The sequence below is a fragment of the Aeromonas sp. 102P genome (assembly GCF_051920345.1).
GTDB classification, from domain to species: domain Bacteria; phylum Pseudomonadota; class Gammaproteobacteria; order Enterobacterales; family Aeromonadaceae; genus Aeromonas; species Aeromonas veronii.
Map to the genome: position 1 here is coordinate 1 of NZ_JBQBCZ010000009.1, position 26,631 is coordinate 26,631.

The window sequence follows — 26,631 nt, forward strand, 5'->3', positions numbered from 1 at the left end:
AGCTGGGGCACCAGCTTGCCCTTGCCATCCAGGATGCCGCTTACATCGGAGAGCATCACCAGATCGGCACCGAGCGCCTCGGCAATGGCGGTGGCCGCCTGATCTGCGTTGACGTTCATCAGCTGCCCCTCGGCTGTGATGCCGATGGAGCTCACCACCGGCAAGAAGCCCTGACCGAGGATGCCTGCTACCAGTGCCGGGTTGCCCGGTTTGCACTCGCCGACCGCGCCGAGATCCGGGTCGAGCTGGGTCACCTGACACAGGCCGCCATCTGCCAGACAGAGCCCCACCGCCGGAATGCCGGTGGCGATCGCCTTGGCCATCATCTGCTTGTTGGCTGTGCCCGCCAGCGCCCCGGCAATAAAGGGGATCTGCTCGAACGGGGTCACCCGCAAGCCATTCTTCTTGGTGGAGGTGAGACCCAGCCCCTTGAGCAGGTCATCCACCAGACAGCCACCGCCGTGCACCAGCACCAGCGGACGGTGCTGATCGTCGAGAAAGGTTTTGAGGGTGGCGAACAGGGCGGTCAGCGCCTCGTCGTTCTCGATAAGGGCACCGCCCAGCTTGATTACCAGAGTCTGCTTGTTCATCGTTGCAATCCTTCCTTGAGTCCTTAAATCAGGCCGGTGGCCGGTTCAAATCCGAATTTGATATTTATGCACTGCATGGCCTGGGAGGCGGCGCCCTTGAGCAGGTTGTCGATGGCGGATACCACCACCAGCATGTTGCCCTGCTGTTGCCAGGCGATATCGCAGTAAGGGGTGTTTGCCACACCGCGAATAGAGGGCATCTGGCCGGTGAGGCGCACCAGCGGCTTGCCTTCGTAAGCCTTGAGGAAGGCCTGATCCACCTGGGTCGGCGTCACGCCGTCCGCCAGCTGCACATAGATGGTGGCCAGAATGCCGCGCACATAGTTGCCAAGGTGGGGCTGGAACAGCACCTCCTTGCCGAGGTGGTGGCTGATCTTCCGGCTGGTGTCTGTGGTTGAAGGTGCCGTAAGGGTTGAGGCTCACTTCGCAGAAGCTGGTGTTGATGGCCGCTTTGCGACCGGCGCCGGAAACCCCGGAGACGGCGTTGATGATGGGCTGCCACCCCTTGGCAATCAGGCCATCCTGCTGCAGCGGCTTGAGGGCGCACAGCGATGCTGTCGGGTAGCAACCGGGTACGGCTACCAGCTGGGCGCTGGCGATGGCATCGGCATTCCACTCGGCCAGACCGTAGGCGGCCTGATCCAGCCACTGTTCGCTGTCGTGGGTGAATCCGTAGAAGCTGTCGTAAAAGCCCTGATCCTTGACCCGGAAGGCGCCGGAGAGATCGAACACCGGCAGCCCCTTGGCGAGAAACTTGGGTGCGAGCTCGGCGCTCACCTCGTGGGCGGTGGCCAGCAGCACCAGATCGGCCTGGGTCAGGATCCGGGTCATGCCGTCGTCGTCCAGCGGCAGCAGCGGCTGATCGAGGGCACCGACCCACTGGGGATGCAGGGAAGAGAAGCGCTTGTGGGCATCCTGACTGCCGGCCGAGACATAGAGGCCGAACAGTTTGAGTTGTGGATGATTCTGTACCAGTGCGGCCAGTTCGGCTCCCGCGTAGCCACTGGCACCGACGATAACGGTGTTAAGCATGTTGAATATTCCAAGTCAGAGTTCGAGATTCACAGCATGACGCTGCAGTGCACAAGGGTGTTCGATCGCCCCTTTGCACAAGTGCGGAGGGGCAATTCAGGCGGGTGTGTGTCGTCGGTTATAGATCAGGTGACAGAACATTAACTTTCCCTTACAACTAGAAGCCTTTGTTGATGAGCCAGATATTCAGGTAAAATTACAGAATATTCATGCACTCACTTTGCATTTGTATTTTCTAACAGAAACATTCCGGGGACGCAAGGAGGAGCTGATGGCCAATCTGGATTTTTTTTCACTCTACAAGAATATTATTGCGATTCCCTCTATCAGCAGCACGGATCCCAAGTGGGATCAGAGCAACGAGGCGGTGATCCGGCTGCTGGCTGACTGCTTCGGTCAACTCGGTTTTCAGTGCGAGGTGACGGCGCTTCCTGATCTGCCGGGCAAATTCAATCTGGTGGCGACGATCGGTCAGGGAGAGGGCGGTCTGCTGCTGGCGGGCCACACCGATACGGTGCCGTTCGATGAGGGGAGCTGGAGCAAGGATCCCTTCAAGGTGACCGAAGAGGGCAACCGTCTCTATGGCCTCGGCACCATCGACATGAAGGGCTTCTTCGCCTTTATCGTCGAGGCGCTCAAAGAGATTGAACTCACCAAGCTCAACAAGCCGCTGCGTATTCTCGCTACCGCCGATGAAGAGACCACCATGGCGGGGGCCCGCGCCATCGCCGCGGCGGCCGAGCTGAAACCCGACTACGCCGTGATTGGCGAGCCGACCGGACTGGTGCCGGTGGTGGCCCACAAGGGGCATATGTCGGAGGCGATCCGCATTACCGGCAAGAGCGGTCACAGCTCGGATCCCGCCAACGGCGTCAACGCCATGGAGATCATGCACAAGGCGATGGGGCAGGTGCTGCGCTTGCAGCAGGATCTGAAAGATCGTTACGCCGACCACCGCTTTGCCGTGCCGCAGCCGACCCTGAACCTGGGTTACATTCAGGGGGCGACAGCCCGAACCGCATCTGCGGCTGCTGCGAGCTGCATATCGACCTGCGACCCACCCCGCAGGTGGGGCCAGACGAGTTGATGGGGATGCTCAAAGAGGCGCTGTCGCCCATCGAGATCCACCAGCCCGGCTGCCTGCATCTGCAACACCTGCACGAGCCGATCCCCGCCTACGCCTGCGCCGATGACTCTGTGCTGGTACGCGAAGCGGAGAAGGCGAGCGGTCGCGCCGCCGAGTCGGTCAACTACTGCACCGAGGCGCCGTTTATCCAGCAGCTTGGCTGCGAGACCATAGTGATGGGCCCCGGTCATATCACCCAGGCGCACCAGCCGGATGAGTATCTCGACCTCTCCTTCGTCAAGCCGACCACCTCGGTGTTGCAGCACCTGATCAGACGTTTTTGCCTGTAGCGGCGGCGGTGAAAGGGGCGTAAAAACTGTAAGTAAGTTACATAACAAGCCGGTTGTGGAGTGGTGATGGAAATACATGTTCTGAATCGGCCTGTTATTTGACCTTGCGCAGACAATCTGGGTAGATTGTCACCCTAAGATGACGGAGCATATGTTGTAATCGCACAACAATAAGTGAGGTCGTCTAGCACCCCGGATGGGTGTCAGGCACCAACAAGATAAGGATGTGGAATGAACGAAAAGTACGCCGCACTACGCGCCAACGTAGGTATGCTGGGTCAGCTGCTGGGTAAATCCATCAAGGATCATCAGGGTCAGGCCTTTCTCGACAAGATCGAAACCATTCGCCAATTGGCCAAGTCCTCCCGCAAGGGCAATGAATCAGACCGGGAACGTCTGCTCGATACCCTGCGCACCCTGAGCGATGATGAACTGCTGCCGGTGGCCCGCGCCTTCAGCCAGTTCCTCAATCTGGCCAACGTGGCGGAACAGTTCCACACCATCTCCCGTCGCTGCGAAGAGCAGGTCTGCACCCCGGATCCGCTGGAGCAGATGTTCGACAAGCTGAAAGCCTCCAACCTGTCGCAAGAGGCCATCATTCAGGCCGTGCGCGAGCTGGATATCGATCTGGTGCTGACCGCTCACCCCACCGAGGTGACCCGTCGCACCCTGATCCACAAGCACGTACAGCTCAACGACTGCCTCGAGGCGCTGGAGCTTTCCGACCTGCTGCCCCGCGAGCGGGACAAGATCCTCAATCGCATCGAGCAGCTCATCAATCAGGCGTGGCACACCAACGAGATCCGCGAACAGCGCCCGACTCCGGTCGACGAGGCCAAGTGGGGCTTCGCCGTGGTGGAGAACAGCCTGTGGCCCGCCATTCCCGAATTCATGCGCAATCTGGACGAGCGTCTGCAACACCATCTGGGTGTGCGGCTGCCGCTGGATGCCGCGCCGGTCAAGTTCACCTCCTGGATGGGCGGTGACCGCGACGGCAACCCCTTCGTCACCGCCAAGGTGACTGCCGAAGTGCTGGAGCTGGGCCGCTGGATGGCGGTGAGTCTGTTCTACAAAGACATCAAGGAGCTTACCTCCGAGCTCTCCATGTCCGACTGCACCGACGACGTGCGTGCTCGCGTTGGCGATCACCCCGAGCCCTACCGTGCGCTGGTGCGCGAGCTGCGTGAAGCGCTGCGCGAAACCAAGGAGCACCTCACCGCCAAGGTGCAGGGCCAGGTGAGCGAGAGCCAGGATCTGGTCAAGACCACCGCTCAGCTGCGCGAGCCGCTGGAGCTCTGCTACCACTCATTGCATGCCTGCGGCATGGGCAACATCGCCGACGGCATGCTGCTGGACGTGCTGCGCAAGGTCGCCTGTTTCGGCATCCATCTGGTCAAGCTCGATATCCGTCAGGATGGCGAGCGTCACGGGCTGGTCTTCTCCGAGCTGACCCGCTATCTGGGTCTGGGTGACTACGCCGAGTGGAGCGAAGATGACAAGCAGGCCTTCCTGCTTAACGAACTGAACTCCCGTCGCCCGCTCATTCCCCACGACTGGGAGCCGAGCGCCGAGGTGCGCGAGACACTGGATACCTGTCAGGTCATCGCCCAGTACGACCCCGATGCGTTCGGTATCTACATCATCTCCATGGCCGGTGCGCCGTCCGATGTGCTGTCGGTGCAGCTGCTGCTCAAAGAGGCTGGCTGCAAGTTCCGCATGCCGGTCGCCCCGCTGTTTGAAACCCAGGATGACCTGATGGCAGGTACCGCCGTGATGGAGCGCCTGCTCTCGGTAGACTGGTATCGCGGCTACATTCAGGGCCGTCAGTACGTGATGATTGGTTACTCCGACTCTGCCAAGGATGCGGGCATGATGGCCGCTGGCTGGGCCCAGTACGCCGCCATGGAATCCCTGGTGGGGCTGGCCGAAGCCAACAACATCCGCCTCACCCTGTTCCATGGCCGTGGCGGTACCGTCGGTCGTGGTGGTGCGCCAGCACATCAGGCCATCCTCTCCCAGCCGCCGGGATCCCTGCGCGGCGGTTTGCGTACCACCGAACAGGGGGAGATGATCCGCTTCAAGTTCGGTCTGCCGAAAGTGGCGATCAAGAGTCTGGAGCTCTACACCAGCGCCGTGCTGGAAGGGAACCTGCTGCCACCGCCCAAGCCGAAAGAGTGCTGGCGCGAGGTGATGGAACAGCTGGCCGCCGACTCCTGCGATCACTACCGCAGTATCGTGCGCGGTCATCCGGACTTCGTCCCTTATTTCCGTGCCGCCACCCCGGAGATGGAGCTCGGCAAGCTGCCACTCGGCTCCCGTCCCTCCAAGCGCAAGCCCAACGGCGGTGTCGAGAGCCTGCGCGCCATTCCGTGGATCTTCGCCTGGACTCAGAACCGGCTGATGCTGCCGGCCTGGCTCGGTGCCCACAAGGCTCTGCAACAGGCGATCGACGGTGGCAAGCTGGCGGTGCTGGAAGAGATGAGCGCCCAGTGGCCCTTCTTCCGCACTCGCCTCGAGATGCTGGAGATGGTGTTCCTCAAGGCGGACGTCTGGCTCGCTGAGTACTACGACACCCGTCTGGTACCGCAGGAGCTGTGGGGCCTTGGCAAACAGCTGCGTCAGGAGCTCGCCGAATCCATCGAGGTGGTGCTGAAGCTGAGCCCGCGCGGGGATCTGCTGGAGGATCAGCCCTGGATCAAGGAGTCCATCAAGCTGCGCAACCCCTACACAGACCCGCTCAACGTGCTGCAGGCCGAGCTGCTCAACCGCTCCCGCAACCACCCGGAGACCCTGCACCCCGAGCTGGACAAGGCGCTGATGGTCACCATCGCCGGTATTGCCGCAGGGATGCGTAATACGGGTTGATAAATATTACCAAACAGGTCTTAAATAAAAAGAGCGCATAATATGCGCTCTTTTTATGGCTAGTTTATTTTGTCAGCTTCATTTAAATAGAGAGTTTTAAATCATCCTGAAAACTAATGGCTGGATGTAGAAAATTATATAGCAACCTAGTATTGCATCATCACAACGCACCAGAGTAGAACGATAGTTAACCTTTAAAATAACTGTAAATACAATAAAGGTTAAACATATCCAGGCTGAGAAAGTACCCGAGAGATAATTAAATAGTATTGAACCGCTTGAAATTAGTAGCAGTGCAATTCGATGGGCAAGGTTGTTGCTTAAAAGAAAGGGTGCTACAACGGCCGCTATCAATGTGACGATCATCATCACTAGTGACATGAGGCACAGCCACCGCTTGCTGCCAGGCCAGCACTGCCTGAAGCCATCATGCCTGCGACACCACTTCCCATGATGGGGCTTAACCTACCGGTAACGGCACCACCAAATGCACCTGCAGCAATCTCTCTCATGCTGGCATCAGGATTGTTGGCAATGACGCCCATCGCCCCCATAACGGCCCCGCCGCCTGCCCATACCAATGCGGGTGCCGCTCTCTTGTTACGCTTGCTTTCATTTATATCTCTTATAACGATAAAGCTATCGTGCTCTATGCTGATAACTACCTTGGTTGAATTTGCGATTGTTGATATGGTATCGACATCAACAAATTCACCAGGGTATATAACAGTTGGATTTGAATTTTTGTCTTCTATTTCAATGTATCGACTCGAAAGGTTTACCACCGTGATGTTTTCTTTGTTGAAATTGATGCAATACTTTCTATCGGCATTAATAGAGTAATTTTCACCAGCGTGTAGTGTGTTGCAGTTACTCAATGGGCAAGTATTGGCATTGGCACTTGAAATACTGCACAGCAATAATGCTGTGGTTAAACAGAGCTTCATCCACTATCTCCAGAGTGGTTCATTTGGAAATTAACCATTGATTAAATGAGAATTATTGTCAATTGTTTTTTGGATGCATGCTATTGATTTAATTGTCAAATTTTCTGACAGTACCCTTGGCATTGCGGGTTGTGGGGCAGCACTTGCCTATGATGAGCTCGTTGTCGATGAAAGGGATATTGTGGGAGCTGGGCTGCACCCCATGCTCCCTGAGTTGACCTTGGGCTAGAGCGCCGGGAAGTAGCAGGCGCTCATGTCGATGGGGTGATCGGGGCAATTGGGCAGATAGAACTGCCAGCCCGCATCGGAGAAAGCGCGCAGTTCGGTTTCGACAAACTTGATGGCGAGGCTCAGGGCCTGCAGGCTGTCGATGCCGTAGATAAAGGTCTTGTCGCTCAGCCCTGCCAGCTTCACCTTGCAGCGCCAGTCACCGCTGGCGGACTTGGGATCCGGCTCGGGGGCCTTGATGGCGATCTTGAGGGTGAGCTGTTCCCCTTCGGTGCTGATAGCGTCGAAGCGGGCGGTAACGATGGCGTTTTTCATCTGGCGATTCCTTTTCCGTGGTACAGCCCCTGCGGTTGCGGGTGGCTGGCATTCCTGATGGCTGATGAGGTGAAAACTGGACTCAGGACGGCCAGCGTAAATGAACTTGTGAGTTGAAACAATGGGATATGCGTGACCGGGTGAGGGGGCTTTCGCCGCCGTGAGCGAGCGCAGTGGCGGGAGTAGCAACGCGCTGGCCACAGGTGGTGGCCGAGAGGCTGGCAGGCTGCTAGATGTAAAGGATTGTTGGCTGTGGCCGCAGATTTTTCTGTTCTGCCGATGAGGGCGAGTGAGTCCTCTTGAGGCAGAATATCTCCCCCCTGTTTGACGTTGAAGTACAGGAGTCTCCGTGGCGCTTTCGGTAACCCAGCTTTATGAAGTGATGGCCCAGCTGCCAGATCCCGTCTTTATCCTCAGTGAAGATGGCTATTACGTGGAATATATCGGCGGTATGGAGCAGCAATCCTATCACGACGGCAATCCGCTGGCGGGCAAGCAGCTGGCCGATGTGCTGCCACCCGAGATGGCCATATGGGTCAAGGCGCAGGTAGCCGAGTCGCTGGCGAGCGGTCAGGTGCGGGTGGTGGAGTATGAGCTCTCAGCAGCCGAGGTGGGGGGATCAATGCCGCCGCCGGGCCGCAAGGGATACAGCGTTTTGAGGGCAAGATTGCGCCGCTGCCCTCCCTCTATGACGGCAAGCGGGCGGTAGCCTGGGTGACCCGCAATATCACCCGCCAGTACGAGTTGCAGCAGCGACTGCTGCGCCAGAGTGAAACCGACCAGCTGACCGGCCTCTACAACCGTCGCTACTTCTTCGAACACTGTCAGCCGCTGCGGGCAGGGGAGGTGCCCTGTGGTCTTATCATGCTCGACATCGATCACTTCAAGCAGCTCAACGATCGTTACGGCCATCAGCAGGGAGATCGGGCCTTGCAGCGCTTCAGTAGTTGTATCGATGCCCTGTTGCGGGCGGACGACCTCTTTGTACGCAGCGGTGGTGAGGAGTTTCTGATCCTGCTGCCGGGGATCGATGAAGCCGGTTTGCAGCAGATGGCGGAGCAGATCCGCGCCGCCGTCGAAGCGCTGCCTGCCGATCCGGTCGCCATCACGGTCAGTCTGGGCACAACCCTGGTGCAGCCGGAGGAGGATATCAATCAGGCGCTGGCTCGGGCCGACGAGTGGCTCTATCGGGCCAAGCGGGCAGGCCGCAACCGGGTGGCGCACTGCCCGGCAGGTTGAAAGTGCCGCTCCGGTCGCTGTTGGAAATAGCCTGCGCTTTTACCCTGAATAAATTGGCTGACATCACTATCAATTAGTAGAAAAGTTGGCCGTATTATTTAACTCATATTCCACAGCTTAAGGTGTTAATATTATCGGCCTGATCGCTGGTCTTATTTATGTTGTTGGGCAACAGCATGAGGTTTTATCGGTATGTTATCAAACAGGTTTGAATCGGGTTTTGGGTGACGAATGTGATACATCCTGTTGTCTTTTGAAACATTCCGATTCAAACAGTCATGAATTATTAACCTTGACCCGGATTGCGATTTCAACGATGGTAGCGTGGCAGCTCCGTTTCTCTCCGGTGGCCCTGTTGGCCGCTGGCGGCGTTGTTTTTTCATGTGCAGGGCGATATGCAACGACATATCTCCAGCCTGTTATTCGGGCCAATAAAAATAATGATGACAGATTAATAAGGTATATATTGCAATGAGTGTTTCTATTGCTGAAAAGAGTAACCCTGTTTCAAAATTGAAATGGGAGAAAAGCGATTCGGTATGGACCATGGGCCTATATGCCACTGCTGTCGGTGCCGGTACGTTATTTCTCCCTATTACTGTTGGCAGTAATTCCCCAGTTATTTTGCTATTTATTTTATTGCTGGCTTTTCCGCTCTCTTATTATTCCCACCGGGCATTGAGCCGCTTTGTGCTCTCCAGCTCCCATCGGGAAGGGGATATCACCCATGTGGTGGAGGAGCACTTCGGTGCCAAGGCGGGCAAACTGCTGATGCTGGTCTATCTGATGGCCTTCTACCCCATCATTCTGGTCTACAGCATCTCCATCACCAACGCGATCCAGAGCTTCGTGGTTCACCAGCTGGGGGATGCCGAGCTGCCGCGCGGCTTGCTGGTGTTGGGGGTGATGCTGGGTCTGCATCTGGTGCTGCTGGCCGGCAAACAGATCGTGGTGTCGGCCATCAGCGTGCTGGCGCTACCGATGGTCGCCTTTCTGATTGGCCTCTCCATCTATCTGCTGCCACAGTGGAGCCTCTCCTATTTCAGCGAGAGTCAGGCGGTGGACTGGCGTGATCCGGCGTTCTGGAAATCACTCTGGCTGATCGTGCCGGTGATGGTGTTTTCGTTCAGCCATGCGCCCATTATCTCCTCCTTCAGCGCGGCGCAGAAAAAGCGCTGTCAGGAGAGTGCCGACCTGCGTGCCAAGCGGATCATCAAGTACAGCAGCATGCTGATTTGTGGCAGCGTGCTCTTTTTCGTGGTGAGCTGCGTGATGAGCCTGAGTCAGGCCGAGATGGCGCTGGCCCGCACCGACAATATCTCCGTGCTGTCGGCGCTGGCGAACAAGTTCTCCAATCCGCTGATCGCCTATGTGGGGCCGCTCATCGCCATTCTGGCCATGTCCAAATCCTTCCTCGGCACCTCCATGGGGGTGAGCGAGGGGACGGTGAGCATGGTGAGCGGTGCCTGTCAGGGGCTGGGGCTCTCCCTCAAGGAGTCAACCATCGCCCGGGTGTCATCGGTGATCCTGTTTATGGTGACCGCCGTCATCACCTATCTGAACCCCAACGTGCTCGACATCATCGAGCGCGTCAGTGGCCCGCTGATCGCGGTGATCCTGTTTCTGCTGCCGGCCTGCTCCATCTATCGCTTGCCCGCACTCAAGCGTTATCGCGGGCCGAGTACCCTTTTTGTGTTGGTGATGGGGCTGCTTGCCATCTCGGCCCTTATCTACGATCTGCTTTGACCGGGCGGTATCCCGCACAAATCAAAAAGGGCGACCATCTGGTCGCCCTTTTCCTGTGCATCGGGGTTAGCCGAGCAGGCCGCTGGCGCTCTGGCCCGCCATCAGCAAGCCGATGGCCAGCACGCTGAACCAGACCAGGGTTGCGCTTACCAGCAGATAGCCGCTGGCAACGAACAGACCGTCCCGCTGCAACATGCCGGTGGCCAGCAGCAGGATGGCCCAGGCAGGCATGGCGTTGGTGAACGGGATGGCGCCCAGGGGCAGCATCAGCAGCAGGGCTGCCAGCATGATCAGCAGGCCGTTGCAGCGGTTGACCGTGTTGCTGCCGGTCAGCACCAGCAGGCGTGGGCGGATAACGCGATCGACCCGGGCCAGCAGATCCGCCCCCTTGTGCAGGGTCGGCTTGAGCTGGTCGGCGGCGAAGCGGCGCTCCATCAGCATGGCGGGCAGCCAGGGCACCCGATTGAGGGTGATGCCGATCCCGATAAAGAGGATCAACAGGCCAAACGGGGTGCTGACCCCGGGAATGGAGATCGGCAACAGAAAGGGGACGGTGAGCAGCACGCAAAACAGCAGCATCCCCTGCTCGCCCACCAGCGCGAGCATCTGGCGCAGGCTGATGTGGCTCTCGTCGATGGCGTGCGCGGTGGCCCGCAGGGTATCCGCAAGGGTAGTTTTGGGGTCGTTGAGTTGCGCGGCAACCATTCCCTGATGTCCTTTTGAGTAGTGATAACGGGCCCCGATGACCCGATTTGGCGCCAGCATACGTGGCAGAGGTTAACCGTCGATGAATGGTGGCGGGGCGCATAGCGGTGCCAGTGGGGCGGCTCGGCGGAGGTTCCGGCGAGAGGGAAATCCCGCGATGAAAGTGATCCGGTACAGCCGCCGTTTAGGATGGGCCTAGGACGCCTCTGGTATGCTTTCTGCACAATCACACAGGGAGCAGGGGATGATGATGAAGAGAGCCGGGATAGCGATGATGGGGCTGTTGCTGCCACTGGGGCAGGCCTGGAGTAGCGAGGCCTCGACCACATCCGGTTGGCAGGTGACGCCATTTTTCGGCTACAGCTCAGCCATCGACTTCGAGAAGAGTGACGATGTGGTGCAGCCGGTGCCGCTTTCTGCATCGTTTGATTCACTGCAGGGACAGGGCTCCGGCAGCTGGGGCCTCTTTATCAGCAAGGAGGTAGATGATCCTGGCATGATCGAGCTGCTCTACAGCCATCAGTCCACCACCCTCTCTCCCGACCTGCCGGATCGCCTGACGGTGGATACTTTGCACTTTGCCGGTGCGCTGACCCTCTCTGACAACCTGATGGCGCCCTACATCGGCGCCGGGATCGGGGTGACCCGATTTGCCGCCTACGACAGCGAGGTGACCCCTTCCATGTCGCTGGCGCTCGGGGTGCAACCGCGCCTCGCCGAGCATCTGGCCCTGCGGGCCGAGGTGCGCGGTTATGGCTCGCTGGTCAACGACAACAACCAGTTTCTCTGCAACCCGGAGCAGTGCGTGTTCAAGGTGCGCGGGGAGCTGGTAACCCAGTGGCAGGCCAATATCGGTCTTACCTTCCGCTTTTAGACGGGGGACTTTCCCCATGAAACAGGGGCCCTTGGGCCCCTGTTTCAGCAGCAATGTTCCGTCTTGATCGGTAATCAATCGGTAGCTCTTCACGCCTCTTTATTAGTCGGCGTCGCCCATACCGCACAGTTTCTACCCGCCTCCTTGGCGCCATAAAGCGCCTGATCCACCCGCTTGAACAGCGAGACTGCCGGCTCCCCGGGCTCGCGTACTCCCACTCCCAGACTGACCGTCATGGTATGGGCCGGGTCGGGGGCTATGGTGCGGGTCGCAGTGAGCAGGGTGTTGGCCAGTTGCTGCAAGTCGGCTTCGTGGGCGACGGGCAGCAGCAGGGCAAACTCTTCACCCCCGACACGGGCCGCCAGCGCACCGGGCGGGCAGTGCTGTTGCAACAGCTCGCCAAACTGCTGCAACACCCGATACCCGATATCGTGGCCGTAGTTGTCATTGATCACCTTGAAGTGATCGAGATCCAGCAGGATGAGAGCGTGGCAAATCCCCTGCTCCAGAAACAGCTGCTGATGAAAGTAGCGCCGGTTTGGCAGCCGGGTCAGATCGTCGAACAGCGCCTGCTGTCTGAGCTGGGTATTGATGTGGAAGAGGTGGTGTATGGTGCTCAGGATGCCGATGCTGCTGAGCAGGATGCCGCTGGATCGCAGCAGATCCTCGGCATAGATGGCGAGCCAGAGTGGCTGAGCCACCAGCTCATCCATGATGTCGGCGGTGGCCCCCATGATCCACAACATCAGACCGCAGGAGAGCATGCGGTAGGTGTGGGTGGGCAGGTGGGCACACTGCACCACCCAGAACAGGAACAGCATGGTGAGCCAGTTGATCACCTCGAAGCCAAAGCTGACGGCGTAAAAGCGCTCGTAAGGGAAGTGTGGCAGCAGCAACAGATGAAGGGACATGATGGCCAGCATCACTATCCCCAGCAGCGCGATGTGGGCGCGATGCTCCCGGTCGAGATGACGGTAGTGGGAGAGGCTGATGTCGAGACGATCGAACTGCATGGTGTTCCTCGGATTGGGACTGCCATCACCTTGCAAACAAGAGGCTGCGTAATGGCATGCCGTGGTCGGATAACAGGAAACGGCTGGTCTGTCAGTGTAAACGAGCGGGCCCGCAGCGCGCGATATCGATGACGTCAGCTTGTGGGCTGGCTCAGGGTTTGCGCACTTCTGGTGCGCGACGTATCGCCTGCCCTGTGACAGGGCGCCCCTGGGCAGGTTAGCGCAGCTCATGCGCCAAATTGGTGCATTGATGATGCGCGTTCTTACTAATGCAATGATTTAAAAGGATTTATATTTGTGGCCCGCTTTATGCTTTTTACATGTCAGACGGTCTCTTGCGGTCATCGGCGGCAGACGCAGTGATGAGGAAGTGGCAAGAGGCATCCCCGTGCCGGGCGCGGGTGTGATTCTGGCGGGTTGCAGCAACACCTTGCGGTTCGCCACAGATTCAATCAGGGAAACGGAGCCGGTCTTGTACCGGTACGACAGGGAAGGAGAGTGCTCTATGGTCAAAAAATGGATGATGGCGGGTCTGACGATGTTGCCTGCCTTGCTGGTTACCCCAAGTTGGGCCGAAGAGGTCGCTCAGGTACAGGCGGCGGTGGCACCGGTTGCCGCCATGACAATCAACAAGGGTGACAACACCTGGATGCTGCTCTCGGCGGCGCTGGTGATCCTGATGTCGATCCCCGGTCTCGCCCTCTTCTACGGTGGTCTGGTGCGGGCCAAAAACATGCTGAGCGTGCTGATGCAGGTCTTTACCCTGTTCTGCCTCATCTGCGTGCTCTGGGTGATCTACGGCTATTCGCTGGCCTTTACCGAAGGGGGCAATTTCTACGGCTCCTTCAGCAAGGTGCTGCTCAAGGGGGTGACCCCTGACTCCATCGCCGCCACCTTCAGCAAGGGTGTCGGGATCAGCGAGCTGATCTATGTGGTGTTCCAGGGGGCCTTTGCCGCCATCACCTGCGGCCTTATCGTGGGGGCGTTCGCTGAGCGCATCAAGTTCGCTGCCGTGCTGCTCTTCTCGGTGATCTGGTTCACCTTCGCCTACATCCCGCTGGCTCATATGGTGTGGTACTGGGCGGGTCCGGATGCCTATACCAGCGCCGAGGCTGCGGCCACAGCGACCGCCACTGCCGGTTATCTGTTCCAGCATGGTGCGCTGGATTTTGCAGGCGGCACAGTGGTGCACATCAACGCCGCCGTGGCGGGTCTGGTGGGTGCCTATCTGGTGGGCAAGCGTCTGGGCTACGGTCGTGATCCCATGACCCCCCACAGCCTGACCATGACCATGATCGGCGCCTCCCTGCTCTGGTTCGGCTGGTTCGGTTTCAACGCCGGCTCCGCGCTGGAAGCCAACGGTATCGCCGCACTCGCCTTTATCAACACCTGGGTGGCGCCGGCTGCGGCAGCTCTGTCATGGACGCTGGCCGAGTGGGTGATGAAGGGACGTCCCTCCCTGCTGGGTGCGGCATCCGGAGCTGTGTCCGGTCTGGTGGTGATCACTCCGGCAGCCGGTTTCGTCGGTGTGGGCGGTGGTCTGGCGATGGGCCTTATCAGTGGCGTGGCGGGTCTGTGGGGTGTCCACGGTCTCAAGCGCCTGCTGGGTGCCGATGACAGTCTGGACGTGTTTGGCGTACACGGGGTGTGCGGCATTCTCGGCGCCCTGCTGACCGGCGTCTTTGCCAGCCCGGATCTGGGCGGCACCGGGGTGTGGGACTATGTCACCAATCAGGTTGCCGAGGGCTACTCCATCCTGACTCAGGTGAAGATCCAGGCTATCGGGGTCGGTGTCACCCTGCTCTGGTCCGGTGCCGTGGCAGCGATTGCCTTCAAGCTGGTTGACCTGGTGGTGGGTCTGCGGGTGAACGGCGATGCCGAGCGGGAAGGGCTGGATGTCACCTCCCACGGCGAGAAGGCTTACAGCATGTAATCCCGAATGCCAGACAACAAAAAAACCGCCGGAACCGGCGGTTTTTTTATGACTCTAAAGCTGCACAGCCTGAGTTCACACTCTTAGTTCACGACGGCCACGTTGATGCTGCCATTGCCCTGGGTCATGCGCACGCGAGCACCCGGGGTGAAGGTGGGGCTGGCTTTCTGCACGACCACGATGGCTTCGCCGTTCTCTTTCTTGATCTCCAGCTCGACGCCGTCGACCTGATTCATCTTGTTGCCGATGGCGTTACCTGCCGCTGCACCGGCGATGGCGCCGCCTGCGGCTGCGATGTCACGTCCGGTGCCGCCACCGACTGTGCTGCCCAGCAGGCCACCGACTACGGCGCCGCCAATGGTGCCAATCAGGGAGTTCTCATCGGCCTGGATCTTCACCGGGCGGGTGGAGATGATGGTGCCGTAGCTGACTGTCTGCACCTGTTTGGCGCGGTCTTTGGTGTAAACATCGCCAGAGTAAACGTCACTGTTGGCGCATCCAGTGATGGTGGTCGCTGCCAGCAGGGCAATAAGGGTCATACGCTTCAACATGGTGGGCCTCCTGGGCTGCACGTAATTTGAACAATCCGGTTGATGAGTGAACTTTACTCCAACCCCGTCACACATGAAATCGGCAAAATGTAACCAATTATGCGTTCTGTAACCGGTTTTGTCCTTGAATCGCAGCTGTACCGGAGAGGGTTTTAACCAGCAGCAGACGGTCTTCTCCGGGGCCGAAATAGTCGGCGACCTCCGCCTGCAATGTGTAACCGAGCCGGTAGTAGAGGCGCTGGGCCGGATTGGCCGGATCGACCGTGAGCCGCAGTTCGCTGATCTGCAGCGCCTGCTGGTTGGCCTCCATCTGGCGCATCATTCGCTCGGCCAGACCAAAACCGCGCGCCTCGGGCAGCACCGCCAGCGAGAGCACCCAGCCTTGCGACCGCTCCTGACCGAATCCCCCCAGCACATAACCCACCAGCTGCCCCTCGTATTCGGCCACCAGCAACAACTCGGGCCACAAATCCATCGCCTGACGGAAGAAGAAGGCGGGATAGACATCTTCGCCAAACACCTTGGCATCGATCTGCCAGATGGCGTGCATGTCATTGTGGGTGGCGGGGCGTAGCAGGGGCGGGTTGTGGTGCATCAGGACTCCATCGGCAGCAAACGGATCGGCAACGCCGCTGACCTTGGGGTCAACGGCAGAAAAGGAGTCATAGGGTAGTGGTCATCCCCTGCCGGATGCAAGGGATTGGCGGTTATGGCGGCAGGGGGCGGCTCTGGGGCAGTTTGGGCGCTTTGCGCAAGCCGTCGAGCAGGTGGCGGAGGGTGAGCCAGGGGTGGCGCAGCAACATGCGCGGGCCGCTCCACTTCATCACCTGCTGGATTTGTTTGCGCATCGCCGGTGCGTAACAGTGGATATTGCAGTTGGCGCAGGTGGGTTTGTGGCCGTGGCCATAACGGCAGCGACGTAGGCGCTGATGGGCGAAATCCCGCAACTGGCGACAGTGGCGGCAATGGGGATCCTGATGATGGTGCTGGCAGTAGAGGCGGATCATGGCGCTGACCGTCTGCTGCTCGCGCATGAGTCTGGGATGGTCACTCGCCTTTTTGCTGGCTGCGGCGTGTGAGCTCCGGGCTGGGCTGGCATGATGACTTTTCATGGCCGCCATTCTCCTGACCTGCTCGCTTTGGGTGTTGATACAGGTCAAAAGGGGGGATAAAAAACAGGGCCCGCAGGCCCTGTGTTATCAGATGAGGCTGGTTGCCTGCTCCAGCCAGGCGAGATCTTCGCCCTCGAGCAACGGGCTCAGGCGGCGGAACACCTCGACATGGTATTCGTTGATCCAGCGGAATTCGGCCGGGCTCAGCAGACTGCGGTCGATCAGGCGGGTATCGAACGGTACATAGGTCAGACGCTCGAAGCCCAGCATCGGCAGCTCGCCAACCTGTTCCAGCTCGGTCACGACTACCAGGTTCTCGCAGCGGATGCCGAAGCCATCTTCGCGGTAGTAGCCCGGCTCGTTGGAGAGCACCATGCCCGGTTGCAGGGCAACAATGCTCCCTTTCGGCGCGATGCGCTGGGGCCCTTCGTGGACACTCAGGAAGTGGCCGACGCCGTGACCGGTGCCGTGGTCGTAGTTGTAACCGGCTTGCCACAGCGGCATGCGGGCCAGCACGTCGAGCTGGATACCGGCGGTGCCGCGGGGGAAGCGGGCCTGATCCAGCGCGATATGGCCCTGCAGTACCCGGGTAAACATCGCCTTCTGCTCGTCGCTCACCTCACCAACCTTGATGGTGCGGGTGATGTCGGTGGTGCCATCCATATACTGGGCGCCGGAATCCAGCAGATAGAGGCTGTCCTGGCCAAACGCGCGTGGGGTGCCGTTGGTATGGTGGTAGTGGCACATGGCGGCGTTGGGGCCGAGCGCGGAGATGGTATCGAAGCTCGGCTCGACGTAGTGCTCCTGCTCGCGGCGGAACGCTTCCACCTGATCGGCCAGAGTGCCTTCATCCACCCCCTCGAACTCGCCGGAGGCGACCAGCCGATCCAGCCAGGCGAGGAAGCGGGTCATGGCCACGCCATCACGCAGGTGAGCGGCACGCATGCCGGTCAGTTCGATTTCGTTCTTGCATGCTTTCGGCAGCATGGTGGGGTCTTGCCCTGCCACCAGAATGGCGCCCGCCTCTTCCATGACGAGCTGGGTCCAGGCGTTGGCGCTGTCCGGATCGGCCAGCACCTTCTGCTGATCTTCACCGATGCGCTGCAACACGTCGCCCAGCTTGTCGATGGGGTAGACGGAGACATCCTGGCCAACGTGTTGGGTGAAAGCAAAGCAGTCAATTTTGTCGGTATCGACGAAGAAATCCATGCTGGTATTGGCGTAGAGCACCGCAAAGCCCAGCACCACCGGCAGCCGGTCGATGTCGCGGCCACGCAGGTTGAGCAACCAGTTGATGGGCTCGGCCTGGGTCAGCAGCACGGCATCCAGCCCGCGCTTGCGCAGGTCTGCTGCCAGCTGTTCACGTTTGGACTGGCTGGACTGGCCCGCCAGCTCCTCGCTGTAGAGGATGACCGGGCTCTTGGTCGGCTCCGGGCGCTCGCTCCAGTTTAGGTCGATAGGGTTCTGCTCGACGCGGATCAGCTCGATACCGCGATCGGCCAGCACGGCCTTGGCGTTCTTGTACCAAGTCAGGCTGTGCAGGCGGGCATCGAAGCCAACCCGGGAGCCGGAGGGCAGCTGCTCGGCCAGCCACTGTACATGGGGATCTTCAATGAGGTGGAGACATTCGAACAGCTCGGACGGCGCCTGCATGCGGGCCTGCACCGTGTAGCGACCATCGACGAAGAGGGCGGCACGCTGGGCCATGATGATGGCAACGCCGGCGGAGCCATTGAACCCTGTGATCCAGTCCAGCCGCTCGGCGTAGGCGGGGATGTACTCGCCGAGGTGCTCATCATCGTGGGGGACGATAAATGCGTCCAACTCCTGCATGGCCAGCTCGGCCCTGACTTGGGCGACGCGGGTTTCAATTATCTCGAAATTATTCATGTCGTTAGTGCCAGATGGTTGCTATATGAGTGTTCAGTTTTTATGGCCGCTGGCCAGGATCCGCTTGATCGACTGACCCGCTGCTTCGATATGCTGCCTGAGCAGCACCACCGCCTCGTGCTTGCGCCGGGCGCGGCACAGTTCCAGCAATTGGGCGTGTTCACGCTCCGCCTTGTCCACCCCGTCGCTGGCAAAGAGCAGCTCGAAGCGGACATAGCGGTCACAGCTCAGATTGATCTGGGCGATCAGTTCAAGTGCCTGGGGGCGACCGGCTGCCTGATAGAGGGTGGCGTGAAAGCTGTGGTTCAACTCGGCCCAATGTTCGATCTGGGTGCCTGACTCCAGGGCGTGATCAAACTGGGCGAGGATCGCCTCCGCTTGCGCGAAGGTGGCTTCCGTCATCTTGTCGACGGCGTGAAACAGGGTATCGGCTTCCAGCAGCGCTCGCAAATAAAAGAGCTCTTCAATGGCCGAGGCGTCCAGCATGGTGACCACGGCGCCGCGATGGGCTTCGAACTTCACCAGCCCCTGCGCTTCCAGTTGCATCAGGGCTTCGCGCACCGGGATGCGGCTCACGGCCAGCTCTTTGGCGATGGCATCCTGACGCAAGGGGGCGCCAGCGGGGAACTCCCCACGGAGGATCCGGCCACGGAGGTTTTCCATCACCATCTGGGTTCGGGTCTTGTAGGGTGGGGTCATGGTCGGGTCACGATTGCGCGTTACAGAATTGTATATTGTATAAAGTTTGGCTGAATCTAACCTGTCACAATGGGCAAAGGCAAGGTTTTGGCCCCTTTAACGGGGGTGATGGCGGCGTTCGGGGCTCCACAAAAACAAAAATGCCGGTCAGCGTGGCTGACCGGCATGATGTCACTGATACGAAGCGAGCCTGTTACAGCTGCGGGCCTGCCGCAACCAGACGTTTGCCTTCGTCGTTATCGGTGAAGCGCTCGAAGTTCTTGATGAAGCGGCCTGCCAGATCGACGGCCTTGGCATCCCACTCGGCCTTGTCGGCGTAAGTGTCGCGCGGGTCGAGGATCGCCGGGTTCACATCGTGCAGCGCGGTCGGGATCTCCAGATTGAAGATCGGCAGCACCTTGGTCTCGGCCTTCTCGATGGAGCCATCCAGGATGGCGTCGATGATAGCGCGGGTATCCTTGATGGAGATGCGCTTGCCGGTGCCGTTCCAGCCGGTGTTGACCAGATAGGCTTCTGCACCTGCCGCTTCCATCCGTTTCACCAGCTCCTGACCGTACTTGGTCGGGTGCAGGGAGAGGAAGGCTGCGCCGAAGCAGGAGGAGAAGGTCGGAGTCGGCTCTGTGATGCCGCGCTCGGTACCGGCCAGTTTGGCGGTGAAGCCAGACAGGAAGTGGTACTTGGTCTGCTCCTTGGTCAGTTTGGAGACCGGAGGCAGCACGCCGAAGGCGTCGGCAGTCAGGAAGATCACCTTGGTGGCGTGACCTGCCTTGGAGACCGGCTTGACGATGTTGTCGATGTGATAGATGGGGTAGGAGACGCGGGTGTTCTCGGTCTTGGAGCCATCATCGAAGTCGATGGTGCCATCGGCAGCAACGGTCACGTTCTCCAGCAGCGCATCGCGACGGATGGCGTGGTAGATGTCCGGCTCCGCCTCTTCGGAGAGCTTGATGGTCTTGGCGTAGCAGCCCCCTTCGAAGTTAAACACGCCGTGATCATCCCAGCCGTGCTCGTCATCGCCGATCAGCTGGCGCTTCGGATCGGTGGATAGGGTGGTCTTGCCGGTGCCGGAGAGGCCGAAGAAGATGGCAACGTCGCCGTCCTGACCCACGTTGGCGGAACAGTGCATGGAGGCAATGCCGCGCAGGGGCAGGAAGTAGTTCATCATGGAGAACATGCCCTTCTTCATCTCGCCACCGTACCAGGTGCCACCGATGAGCTGCATCTTCTCGGTCATGTTGAAGGCAACAAAGTTCTCGGAGTTGAGACCCTGCTCCTTCCAGTTCGGGTTGGTGCACTTGGCACCGTTCATCACCACGAAGTCAGGCTTGAAGGTTTTCAGCTCTTCATCACTCGGGCGGATGAACATGTTTTTCACGAAGTGTGCCTGCCAGGCCACCTCGGTGATGATGCGCACGGCCAGGCGGGTATCCGGGTTGGCACCGCAGAAACCGTCGACCACAAACAGGCGCTTGCCGGAGAGCTGTTTGGTGACCAGCCCTTTCAGATGTGACCACACTTCCGGGGTAATGGCTTTGTTATCGTTTTTACCCTGGTCAGACCACCACACAGTATCCTGGGTAGTGGCATCTTTGACGATATATTTATCTTTCGGGGAGCGACCGGTGAAGATACCGGTGTTTACGTTGACGGCGCCCAGCTCGGTCACCACACCGCGCTCGAACCCTTCCAGGTCAGGGCGTGTCTCTTCCGCGAAAAGCTGCTCGTAAGAGGGGTTGCGAACGATTTCTTGGCTGTTTTTGATGCCGTACTGGTCCAGTCCTAATTGTTGGGCCAGGGTGGGTTCTGCCACGATTGTCATTGTATTCTCCTGGGTTCAGAGGTTGGTAGGGTTCTATCTGACGGTCATACTATCACTTAGGTGGTAGAGTTTAGCGATCGCCATCAAACTTTATAAAATAGGGTATTTTTTTGTTATTAAAGTTAAAGGCGGGTTTTGCCCGCCTTTAATTAGTGTAACTGGTTTGCATCATTGCCGGGAGCCCTGCTGAACAGGGTTTCGACATCGATCCCATTAAATTGGTACTGGGCGCCGCAATAATCACAGTGCATGTCGATCTTGCCGAGCTCCTGCACCATCTCCATGACCTCTTCCTTTTCTATCTGCAGCAGAGCCCCTTCACAGCGCTCGCGGGAGCAAGTGCAGCGGAACTCGACCGCCTGCGGATCGAACACTCGCACCTTGTCCTGATGGTAGAGACGGTAGAGGATCTCTTCTGCCTGCAGGCCGAACAGCTCTTCATCCTTGATGGTGCAGGTGAGCTGGGTCAGGTGATCGAAATCGTTGCTGTGATCCTCGCTCTGGGCGGGCAGCTCCTGCAGCATGATGCCGGCAGCGCGCGGCGTACCTTCGTGATAGCCGGTGCGGATCCACAGTTTGGTGGCCAGCTGTTCGGAGCGGGCGAAGTAGTGCTCCAGGCAGCCTGCCAGGGTATCGGCGTCCAGCGCGATGATGCCCTGATAGCGCTCGCCCTGCTCCGGGGTGATGGTGATGATCAGCTGGCCGTTGCCAATCAGGCTCTGCAGCTTGCCATCGCTCGGCAGTTCGCCTTCATAGCGGGCCACGCCGCGCAGCTGCTGGTTGTTGTCACCGTTGATCACGGCCAGACGCACCGGGCCATCGCCCTGCAGTTGCACTGTGATGGAGCCTTCAAACTTGAGGGTGGCGGTCAGCAGGCTGGTGGCGACCAGCAGCTCGCCCAGCAGTTTTTGCACCTGCACCGGGTAGTTCTGGGCTTCCACTACGTGGCGGTAGGTGTGATCCAGCTGGACCAGCTCGCCACGCACTTCGTACTCTTCAAACAGATAGCGATACAGCAGATCTTGGTTGCTCATCATGTATTCCTGGCTTTTCGGTGAGGTAAATCGGGCGGGCTGGGGTTGATGCCAGCCCGGTATCAAATCGGGGTCGGTCAGTACTGTTTGACCTTGAGCAACTGGCGTCGCTCCTGCTTGTCGGGGCGGCGCTCGGGGCTGGGGGCAAACTGGCTGTTGAAGCGGCGCGCCTCGCTGTTCTCGGCCCGTTTTTTCAGGCTCTCGGCGGTCTCTTCATAGAGCTGCTGGGCCAGCGGGGCCGATTTGCGCTGCTCGCTCAAGGCCAGCACCCGCACTTCGCGTTCGTCCTGCCCCTGCCAGAAGCGGATCAATGCACCCACTTCCACCTGTTTGCCCGGTTTGCTGCGCTGACCATTGTAGTGCACCTTGCCCCCGTCTATCTGATCCCGCGCAATGGAGCGGGTCTTGTAGAAACGGGCCGCCCACAACCACTTGTCGAGACGAACCTCGAGGGCACTTTCTGCATGATTGGGCATGAACAGGCTCCATAACGGGGATAAAGAGGTGGTCGATTATACCAGAGCACGGGGTCGGGATAGAAACCGGGCAGCCGCCGCGCGGGGCGCAAACCATGTCAAGGTGATGCAACATATGGGCAGTTTGCTGATTCACAAGGGAAAGCCGGTGCTTTATCGGGTATTCATGGGGGCTGGGAAGGGCCTTCATACCGCGCATATAACACTGCCGCCCCGGTTGGGGGCGGCAGCGTTCACATCAATCGACCATATCAGAGTCAGAAGTGATCGTGCTGATCCGGCTTCTTCTGGTCGTGGGGGCCTTCGCTGTGGGCGATGGCGGTGCGGATGAGATCAACCCCGGCGCGGATAATCAGAACCCCCATGTTGACCAGCTTGACGCAGACCCACATGAAGGTGATGAGCAGGATCAGCTTGAGCACGGTCTGGAACGCTTCCAGGAAGTTCTGCTCCAGCTGGGCGGTCAGGCCGTTGGCGCTGGTCATCAGCCAGGTGTAGACCTCGCGCACGAACGGGATGCGGCTTGGCATCTCCAGCACATCCAGTGCGGCAGGGAGGGCCTGGAAGATGACGATGCTGCCGAACAGGATCAAAATGACACCGATGGCGATGCCGAGGAAAAAGCCGAACTGTCTCATGGAGGGCTCCAGCGTTTGCTGCATGAAATTGAAGATAGCCGCCAATAGTAGGGAGTGCCCTGCTTCATCGCAATCTTCCGTGCACCGCCAGCGCGGCGGGAACGGCGGCGATCCGGCCGCTACCGTTGCCCAACTATCTGATTTCTGGGAGGCTTGTCGCCATTGTGCATAGGGAAAGCAAATTGATGTCGAGAACCCTCTTTTTACTCTTGCTGGCGCTGTTTGCCGCTCTGCCAGCCCTGAGTGCCGAACCGGCTGGCCCAACGGCGGCGGCCTGTGCCATCCGTCATCAGGATCAACTGCTGCTGGTACAGGATCGCATCTCCTCCCGCTACAGCCTGAGCGGTGGCTATATCGATGGCGACGAGCGCCCCGAGCAGGCGGCGCTGCGCGAGTTGTATGAAGAGACCGGCCTGCGCGGGGAAATCGTCGCGGATCTTGGCCGCTGGCAGAAAGCGCAGGTTTTTGCCTGCCGCACTCTGGAACCCATCGTCGCCCAGCAAGATTCCGATTTTGTCTCGCTGCTGAAGGCCCCCAATCTGGGCGGGGAGATCCTAAATGCCCGTTTGATCGCGGTGGACAAGCTGCCCCGCGAGCAGCGCCGCTTCCCGGATCAGCTCGACTGGCTGCAATCCCGACTGGATAAGGTGCCCGAGAGCGAGGTGCACTGGCAGGCCGATTTCGTGGCGCAGGGCAATGCGCTGCATCAGGTCGAGATCCCGCTGATGCTGCGGCTGCAGCAGTGGCTGGGGCCCGATGTCTGGTGGCTGTCGGTCAGCAATCTGTTTGGTTCAGGCGGCTTTCAGCTTGCCCTGATACCTTTGCTGCTCCCGCTGCTGGGGTGGCCGCGGCTGCGCCAGTTGCTCTTTGCCATGCTCTGGCTTGGGCTGCTGGTGCAGGCGAGCAAGGAGGGGATCGGCTGGCCGCGCCCCTTCCATCTGCAACCTGAACTGGCGACTCACAGTGCCCAGGGCTTTGGCATGCCGAGCGGCCATACCGCTTCGGCCCTGCTGTTCTGGGGGGCGCTGCTTGGCTGGCTCTGGCCTGCCCGGCGCGGGTTGGCCTATTCGTTGGCGCTGTTGCTGGCCCTCACCACAGGTCTGGCGCGGGTCTGGCTCGGGGTGCACTTTATCTCCGATGTGGCGGTTGGCCTGCTGATTGGAGCCTTGCTGCTGGCCGCTCGCCCCTGCTGGCGTGCCGACAGGCAGTCGGCGGCTTGGCTGCTGCTGATTGCATCTGCGCTGGCGCTCGGGGGGCTGACCCAATCGGCCCATCTGGCCGGGATCGGGCTGGCGGCCCTCGGGCTCTGGGTTGGCGGTTTGCTTACCCTGACCCGCGGCGGTTATCCCCCCATCCTGACCGGCGCGGTCACCCTGGCGGGGGGCGCGGTCATAGGGGCAGGACTTTGGGCGCTGCCGCTGCTGACCAGCAGTTCGCTGGCCATACTGCTTGGTCAGTTTGTGCTCTTTTTCGGGCTGGGGCTCTGGTTGAGCGCTGGCCTCTGGTGGATACTCTCTTTCTTGAAATGCGACACACGACCCAAGGGCAACGGCTCTGACAAGGGAACTCTATGAATGTGAAAAAAGTGGATTTGGCCAAGATAACCCTGGGGGTGCTGTTTCTCAGCATCCTGATTATCTCCTGTTTCCTGGTGTTGCAGCCCTTCCTGCCTGCGCTGGTGTGGGCCACCATGATCACCATCGCCACCTGGCCGCTGATGCTGATGGTGCAGCGCCTGTTGTGGGGCAAGCGCACCCTGGCGGCCCTCTTTATGACGCTGGTGCTGCTGTTGATGTTTGTCATCCCGCTCTTTATGACGCTGGCCAATGTGGCGGAGAAGGCGCCCATGCTGATCGAGCTGGGTACCCATATCAGCCAGTCACCACCGCCAGAGCTGCTCTGGCTGCAACAGATCCCGCTGGTGGGCGACAAGCTCTATGACTTCTGGCAGCAAATTCTGGCGAGCGGTGGTCAGGTGCTGTTTGCCAAGCTGGCCCCCTATTTCGGTCAGACAGCCCGCTGGCTCGCCTCTCAGGCCGGTAATCTTGGCTTGCTGTTCGTCCACTTCCTGCTGACGGTCGGTATCTGCGGGGTGCTCTATCACTCGGGTGAAGTGGTGGCGACCGGCATTCGCCGCTTCGCTCACCGGCTGGCGGGTCAGCGTGGCGACAATGCCACTGTGCTGGCTTCACAGGCGATCCGTGCCGTGGCGATGGGTGTGGTGGTGACTGCGCTGGTGCAATCCTCGGTGGCCGGTGTCGGCCTGCTGATTGCCGGTATCCCTTATGCCATGGTGCTGGTGGTGGTGATGTTCCTGCTGATCGTCGCCCAGATCGGCCCCTTCCCGGTGCTGTTGGCCTGTATCGGCTACCTCTACTGGAGCGGCGACACCACCTGGGGCACCTTCCTGCTGGTGTGGTCACTGATTGCGGGCACCATGGACAACTTCCTGCGCCCCTTCCTCATCAAGCGGGGCGCCGACCTGCCGCTCATCCTCATTCTGGTGGGGGTAATCGGTGGCTTGCTGACCATGGGGATCATCGGTCTCTTTATCGGCCCCGTGGTGTTGGCGGTGGGCTACACCCTGCTGGATGCCTGGATCAAGGAAGATGACCAACCGGTGGCCGCGGCGGTGGAAGCGCCCAAGGCCCAATAACGATTCAGTAAAAAGACGATTCAGCCATCCATCGCTGATGCCAGGAGCCGCCCATAAGGGCGGCTCTTTGGTTTATGGCGATAGCGTCAGGCAGGTTGATGCCACACCCTCAAAAAGAAGATTCATCTTTGTTATGCTGTGACTAGCTCAGAAAGGCGGGTGTCCTAATTTCACTCTTACCCACCAGTTCTCAGGTCTGAATAGTAATACTCGGGAGTGTCAGTATCGATAAATATGCCTAGCTCTTTACATTTACAGATGAATATAAAATGAAACCTATCGAGCATTCTACATGTTTGGGGATTTAGATAGGCTATAACTTTGTTTTTGTTTGATGCGAAAACGACTTTATTATAAACGCTTTGGTTAGAAATGTTTTCTAAGACTGTGAGACATGTCATGACCTCACTCCACATTGAGTAAAGTCTATGATTACATTGATTGAATTTCATTATTGACTCGGCAGAAATATCTTTAATTTTATCTTTAGATATATCTCGACATAGACTCACAAGAAAATCACGAGAGCTCACGTTATCTATATTAATGGTTAGCGCTTCTTCTAGGGCAATCAAGTACTCTTTGATTTGTTCTTCTTGGTGCTGAATCAACGAGTGTTGATACTGCTGATGTTGTATAAATATTTGCAGAGATATAACAGTCAGTGTAATCAGCGAAAGAATTGGGGTATATACACCACCTACATAACTACCTAAATCAGCCCATTCATTTGGTTGTTCCCAAAACCCCAAACCAAATTTATACATATAAGCTAATATTGGCACCAGTAAAACAACAAACAAAGACCCCAAAATAAATTTTGTTTGTTTATTCAATTCTCACCCCTTTTATT

22 protein-coding genes and 3 pseudogenes are annotated in these 26,631 nt (G+C 58.9%); 9 read left to right on the forward strand and 16 right to left on the reverse strand.

The genetic code is table 11. The features are described 5' to 3' along the window. A partial coding sequence (argB, locus tag ACTG1K_RS23690) for an acetylglutamate kinase (RefSeq protein ID WP_440006903.1) occupies positions 1 to 590 on the reverse strand: 590 nt, incomplete at its 3' end. A 23-nt stretch (positions 591 to 613) separates the two neighbouring features. Next, positions 614 to 1,622, reverse strand: a pseudogene (argC, locus tag ACTG1K_RS23695) (N-acetyl-gamma-glutamyl-phosphate reductase). 271 nt (positions 1,623 to 1,893) lie between these two features. On the opposite strand from argC, the pseudogene ACTG1K_RS23700 reads away from it, so the two are divergent. The 3 genes and pseudogenes from ACTG1K_RS23700 to ppc form a co-directional block, all read left to right on the forward strand. Then, positions 1,894 to 2,678: pseudogene (locus ACTG1K_RS23700) on the forward strand (M20/M25/M40 family metallo-hydrolase); the annotation flags it as partial. 30 nt (positions 2,679 to 2,708) lie between these two features. After that, entirely contained in the window at positions 2,709 to 3,038 is a 330-nt protein-coding gene (locus tag ACTG1K_RS23705; RefSeq protein ID WP_279474623.1) for a M20/M25/M40 family metallo-hydrolase, read from the forward strand. A gap of 231 nt (positions 3,039 to 3,269) precedes the next feature. Continuing rightward, positions 3,270 to 5,903 carry a phosphoenolpyruvate carboxylase gene (ppc, locus tag ACTG1K_RS23710; protein WP_440004685.1) on the forward strand — a complete coding sequence of 878 codons (2,634 nt, stop codon included), beginning with the start codon at positions 3,270 to 3,272 and terminating at the stop codon, positions 5,901 to 5,903. A gap of 371 nt (positions 5,904 to 6,274) precedes the next feature. Here ppc and ACTG1K_RS23715 read toward each other — a convergent pair whose 3' ends face one another. Together ACTG1K_RS23715 and ACTG1K_RS23720 are read right to left on the reverse strand one after the other, a co-directional pair. Further along, complete coding sequence (locus ACTG1K_RS23715; RefSeq protein WP_236288798.1) at positions 6,275 to 6,850, reverse strand: hypothetical protein; 576 nt, start codon at positions 6,848 to 6,850, stop codon at positions 6,275 to 6,277. A 225-nt stretch (positions 6,851 to 7,075) separates the two neighbouring features. Beyond that, entirely contained in the window at positions 7,076 to 7,393 is a 318-nt protein-coding gene (locus ACTG1K_RS23720) for a DUF6968 family protein (protein ID WP_005355042.1), read from the reverse strand. Between the two features lie 349 nt (positions 7,394 to 7,742). Between ACTG1K_RS23720 and ACTG1K_RS23725 the strand changes: the two are divergent. Both ACTG1K_RS23725 and ACTG1K_RS23730 read left to right on the forward strand, forming a co-directional pair. Further along, positions 7,743 to 8,632, forward strand: a pseudogene (locus ACTG1K_RS23725) (diguanylate cyclase). Positions 8,633 to 9,103: 471 nt separating this feature from the next. After that, on the forward strand, positions 9,104 to 10,378 hold the full coding sequence (locus ACTG1K_RS23730) for an amino acid permease (protein ID WP_101530032.1): 1,275 nt from the start codon (positions 9,104 to 9,106) through the stop codon (positions 10,376 to 10,378). Positions 10,379 to 10,444: 66 nt separating this feature from the next. On the opposite strand, the gene ACTG1K_RS23735 is transcribed toward ACTG1K_RS23730, so the two are convergent. Then, positions 10,445 to 11,083: an exopolysaccharide biosynthesis protein gene (locus tag ACTG1K_RS23735; protein ID WP_425854673.1), complete on the reverse strand. Its 639-nt coding sequence runs from the start codon at positions 11,081 to 11,083 to the stop codon at positions 10,445 to 10,447. Positions 11,084 to 11,333: 250 nt separating this feature from the next. Here ACTG1K_RS23735 and ACTG1K_RS23740 point away from each other — a divergent pair, with 250 nt between their 5' ends. After that, the gene (locus ACTG1K_RS23740; protein WP_425854719.1) at positions 11,334 to 11,957 is read left to right on the forward strand and encodes an outer membrane beta-barrel protein; all 624 of its coding nucleotides are present in this window, start codon (positions 11,334 to 11,336) and stop codon (positions 11,955 to 11,957) included. An 89-nt stretch (positions 11,958 to 12,046) separates the two neighbouring features. Here ACTG1K_RS23740 and ACTG1K_RS23745 read toward each other — a convergent pair whose 3' ends face one another. Next, positions 12,047 to 12,970, reverse strand: a complete 924-nt coding sequence (locus ACTG1K_RS23745) for a GGDEF domain-containing protein (RefSeq protein ID WP_440004684.1) — start codon at positions 12,968 to 12,970, stop codon at positions 12,047 to 12,049. A 505-nt stretch (positions 12,971 to 13,475) separates the two neighbouring features. Between ACTG1K_RS23745 and amt the strand changes: the two genes are divergently transcribed. Further along, positions 13,476 to 14,903: an ammonium transporter gene (gene amt / locus ACTG1K_RS23750; RefSeq protein ID WP_440004683.1), complete on the forward strand. Its 1,428-nt coding sequence runs from the start codon at positions 13,476 to 13,478 to the stop codon at positions 14,901 to 14,903. Between the two features lie 83 nt (positions 14,904 to 14,986). On the opposite strand, the gene ACTG1K_RS23755 is transcribed toward amt, so the two are convergent. The 9 genes from ACTG1K_RS23755 to ACTG1K_RS23795 form a co-directional block, all read right to left on the reverse strand. Further along, a complete protein-coding gene (locus tag ACTG1K_RS23755; protein WP_005340126.1) occupies positions 14,987 to 15,454 on the reverse strand; it encodes a glycine zipper 2TM domain-containing protein in 468 nt (155 codons plus the stop codon). Between the two features lie 97 nt (positions 15,455 to 15,551). Next, complete coding sequence (locus ACTG1K_RS23760; protein ID WP_005356536.1) at positions 15,552 to 16,049, reverse strand: GNAT family N-acetyltransferase; 498 nt, start codon at positions 16,047 to 16,049, stop codon at positions 15,552 to 15,554. 112 nt (positions 16,050 to 16,161) lie between these two features. Next, positions 16,162 to 16,566 (reverse strand): nitrous oxide-stimulated promoter family protein, encoded by a 405-nt coding sequence (locus ACTG1K_RS23765; RefSeq protein WP_440004682.1) that lies wholly within the window; start codon positions 16,564 to 16,566, stop codon positions 16,162 to 16,164. A gap of 87 nt (positions 16,567 to 16,653) precedes the next feature. Next, entirely contained in the window at positions 16,654 to 18,456 is a 1,803-nt protein-coding gene (locus ACTG1K_RS23770) for an aminopeptidase P family protein (protein WP_440004681.1), read from the reverse strand. Between the two features lie 33 nt (positions 18,457 to 18,489). Beyond that, on the reverse strand, positions 18,490 to 19,155 hold the full coding sequence (locus tag ACTG1K_RS23775; protein WP_005340138.1) for a GntR family transcriptional regulator: 666 nt from the start codon (positions 19,153 to 19,155) through the stop codon (positions 18,490 to 18,492). A 193-nt stretch (positions 19,156 to 19,348) separates the two neighbouring features. Then, positions 19,349 to 20,974: a phosphoenolpyruvate carboxykinase (ATP) gene (pckA, locus tag ACTG1K_RS23780; protein WP_005340139.1), complete on the reverse strand. Its 1,626-nt coding sequence runs from the start codon at positions 20,972 to 20,974 to the stop codon at positions 19,349 to 19,351. A 149-nt stretch (positions 20,975 to 21,123) separates the two neighbouring features. Beyond that, positions 21,124 to 22,008: an Hsp33 family molecular chaperone HslO gene (hslO, locus tag ACTG1K_RS23785; RefSeq protein ID WP_335848673.1), complete on the reverse strand. Its 885-nt coding sequence runs from the start codon at positions 22,006 to 22,008 to the stop codon at positions 21,124 to 21,126. Between the two features lie 77 nt (positions 22,009 to 22,085). After that, complete coding sequence (hslR, locus tag ACTG1K_RS23790; protein WP_005340141.1) at positions 22,086 to 22,484, reverse strand: ribosome-associated heat shock protein Hsp15; 399 nt, start codon at positions 22,482 to 22,484, stop codon at positions 22,086 to 22,088. Between the two features lie 257 nt (positions 22,485 to 22,741). Then, positions 22,742 to 23,122 (reverse strand): hypothetical protein, encoded by a 381-nt coding sequence (locus ACTG1K_RS23795; RefSeq protein ID WP_005340143.1) that lies wholly within the window; start codon positions 23,120 to 23,122, stop codon positions 22,742 to 22,744. Positions 23,123 to 23,307: 185 nt separating this feature from the next. On the opposite strand from ACTG1K_RS23795, the gene ACTG1K_RS23800 reads away from it, so the two are divergent. Both ACTG1K_RS23800 and ydiK read left to right on the forward strand, forming a co-directional pair. Then, a complete protein-coding gene (locus tag ACTG1K_RS23800) occupies positions 23,308 to 24,696 on the forward strand; it encodes a phosphatase PAP2 family protein (protein WP_440004680.1) in 1,389 nt (462 codons plus the stop codon). After that, on the forward strand, positions 24,693 to 25,778 hold the full coding sequence (gene ydiK / locus ACTG1K_RS23805; protein ID WP_167566667.1) for an AI-2E family transporter YdiK: 1,086 nt from the start codon (positions 24,693 to 24,695) through the stop codon (positions 25,776 to 25,778). Before ACTG1K_RS23800 ends, ydiK begins: the two co-directional genes overlap by 4 nt. 176 nt (positions 25,779 to 25,954) lie before the next feature. Here ydiK and ACTG1K_RS23810 read toward each other — a convergent pair whose 3' ends face one another. Beyond that, positions 25,955 to 26,614, reverse strand: a complete 660-nt coding sequence (locus ACTG1K_RS23810; RefSeq protein WP_440004679.1) for a hypothetical protein — start codon at positions 26,612 to 26,614, stop codon at positions 25,955 to 25,957. Between the last annotated feature and the right edge of the window lie 17 nt (positions 26,615 to 26,631).

What these genes read in the sequence shown, in the direction of transcription:
- ydiK (WP_167566667.1), top strand. Translation starts at nt 24,693, where the DNA reads ATGAATGTGAAAAAAGTGGATTTGGCCAAGATAACCCTGGGGGTGCTG.
- ACTG1K_RS23740 (WP_425854719.1), top strand. Translation starts at nt 11,334, where the DNA reads ATGAAGAGAGCCGGGATAGCGATGATGGGGCTGTTGCTGCCACTGGGG.
- ACTG1K_RS23770 (WP_440004681.1), bottom strand. Translation starts at nt 18,456, where the DNA reads ATGAATAATTTCGAGATAATTGAAACCCGCGTCGCCCAAGTCAGGGCC.
- ACTG1K_RS23745 (WP_440004684.1), bottom strand. Translation starts at nt 12,970, where the DNA reads ATGCAGTTCGATCGTCTCGACATCAGCCTCTCCCACTACCGTCATCTC.
- ACTG1K_RS23720 (WP_005355042.1), bottom strand. Translation starts at nt 7,393, where the DNA reads ATGAAAAACGCCATCGTTACCGCCCGCTTCGACGCTATCAGCACCGAA.
- ACTG1K_RS23800 (WP_440004680.1), top strand. Translation starts at nt 23,308, where the DNA reads ATGTCGAGAACCCTCTTTTTACTCTTGCTGGCGCTGTTTGCCGCTCTG.
- hslR (WP_005340141.1), bottom strand. Translation starts at nt 22,484, where the DNA reads ATGCCCAATCATGCAGAAAGTGCCCTCGAGGTTCGTCTCGACAAGTGG.
- ACTG1K_RS23795 (WP_005340143.1), bottom strand. Translation starts at nt 23,122, where the DNA reads ATGAGACAGTTCGGCTTTTTCCTCGGCATCGCCATCGGTGTCATTTTG.
- ACTG1K_RS23730 (WP_101530032.1), top strand. Translation starts at nt 9,104, where the DNA reads ATGAGTGTTTCTATTGCTGAAAAGAGTAACCCTGTTTCAAAATTGAAA.
- hslO (WP_335848673.1), bottom strand. Translation starts at nt 22,008, where the DNA reads ATGAGCAACCAAGATCTGCTGTATCGCTATCTGTTTGAAGAGTACGAA.
- ACTG1K_RS23705 (WP_279474623.1), top strand. Translation starts at nt 2,709, where the DNA reads ATGGGGATGCTCAAAGAGGCGCTGTCGCCCATCGAGATCCACCAGCCC.
- ACTG1K_RS23775 (WP_005340138.1), bottom strand. Translation starts at nt 19,155, where the DNA reads ATGACCCCACCCTACAAGACCCGAACCCAGATGGTGATGGAAAACCTC.
- ACTG1K_RS23735 (WP_425854673.1), bottom strand. Translation starts at nt 11,083, where the DNA reads ATGGTTGCCGCGCAACTCAACGACCCCAAAACTACCCTTGCGGATACC.
- ACTG1K_RS23765 (WP_440004682.1), bottom strand. Translation starts at nt 16,566, where the DNA reads ATGAAAAGTCATCATGCCAGCCCAGCCCGGAGCTCACACGCCGCAGCC.
- pckA (WP_005340139.1), bottom strand. Translation starts at nt 20,974, where the DNA reads ATGACAATCGTGGCAGAACCCACCCTGGCCCAACAATTAGGACTGGAC.
- ACTG1K_RS23715 (WP_236288798.1), bottom strand. Translation starts at nt 6,850, where the DNA reads ATGAAGCTCTGTTTAACCACAGCATTATTGCTGTGCAGTATTTCAAGT.
- ACTG1K_RS23760 (WP_005356536.1), bottom strand. Translation starts at nt 16,049, where the DNA reads ATGCACCACAACCCGCCCCTGCTACGCCCCGCCACCCACAATGACATG.
- ACTG1K_RS23755 (WP_005340126.1), bottom strand. Translation starts at nt 15,454, where the DNA reads ATGTTGAAGCGTATGACCCTTATTGCCCTGCTGGCAGCGACCACCATC.
- ppc (WP_440004685.1), top strand. Translation starts at nt 3,270, where the DNA reads ATGAACGAAAAGTACGCCGCACTACGCGCCAACGTAGGTATGCTGGGT.
- amt (WP_440004683.1), top strand. Translation starts at nt 13,476, where the DNA reads ATGGTCAAAAAATGGATGATGGCGGGTCTGACGATGTTGCCTGCCTTG.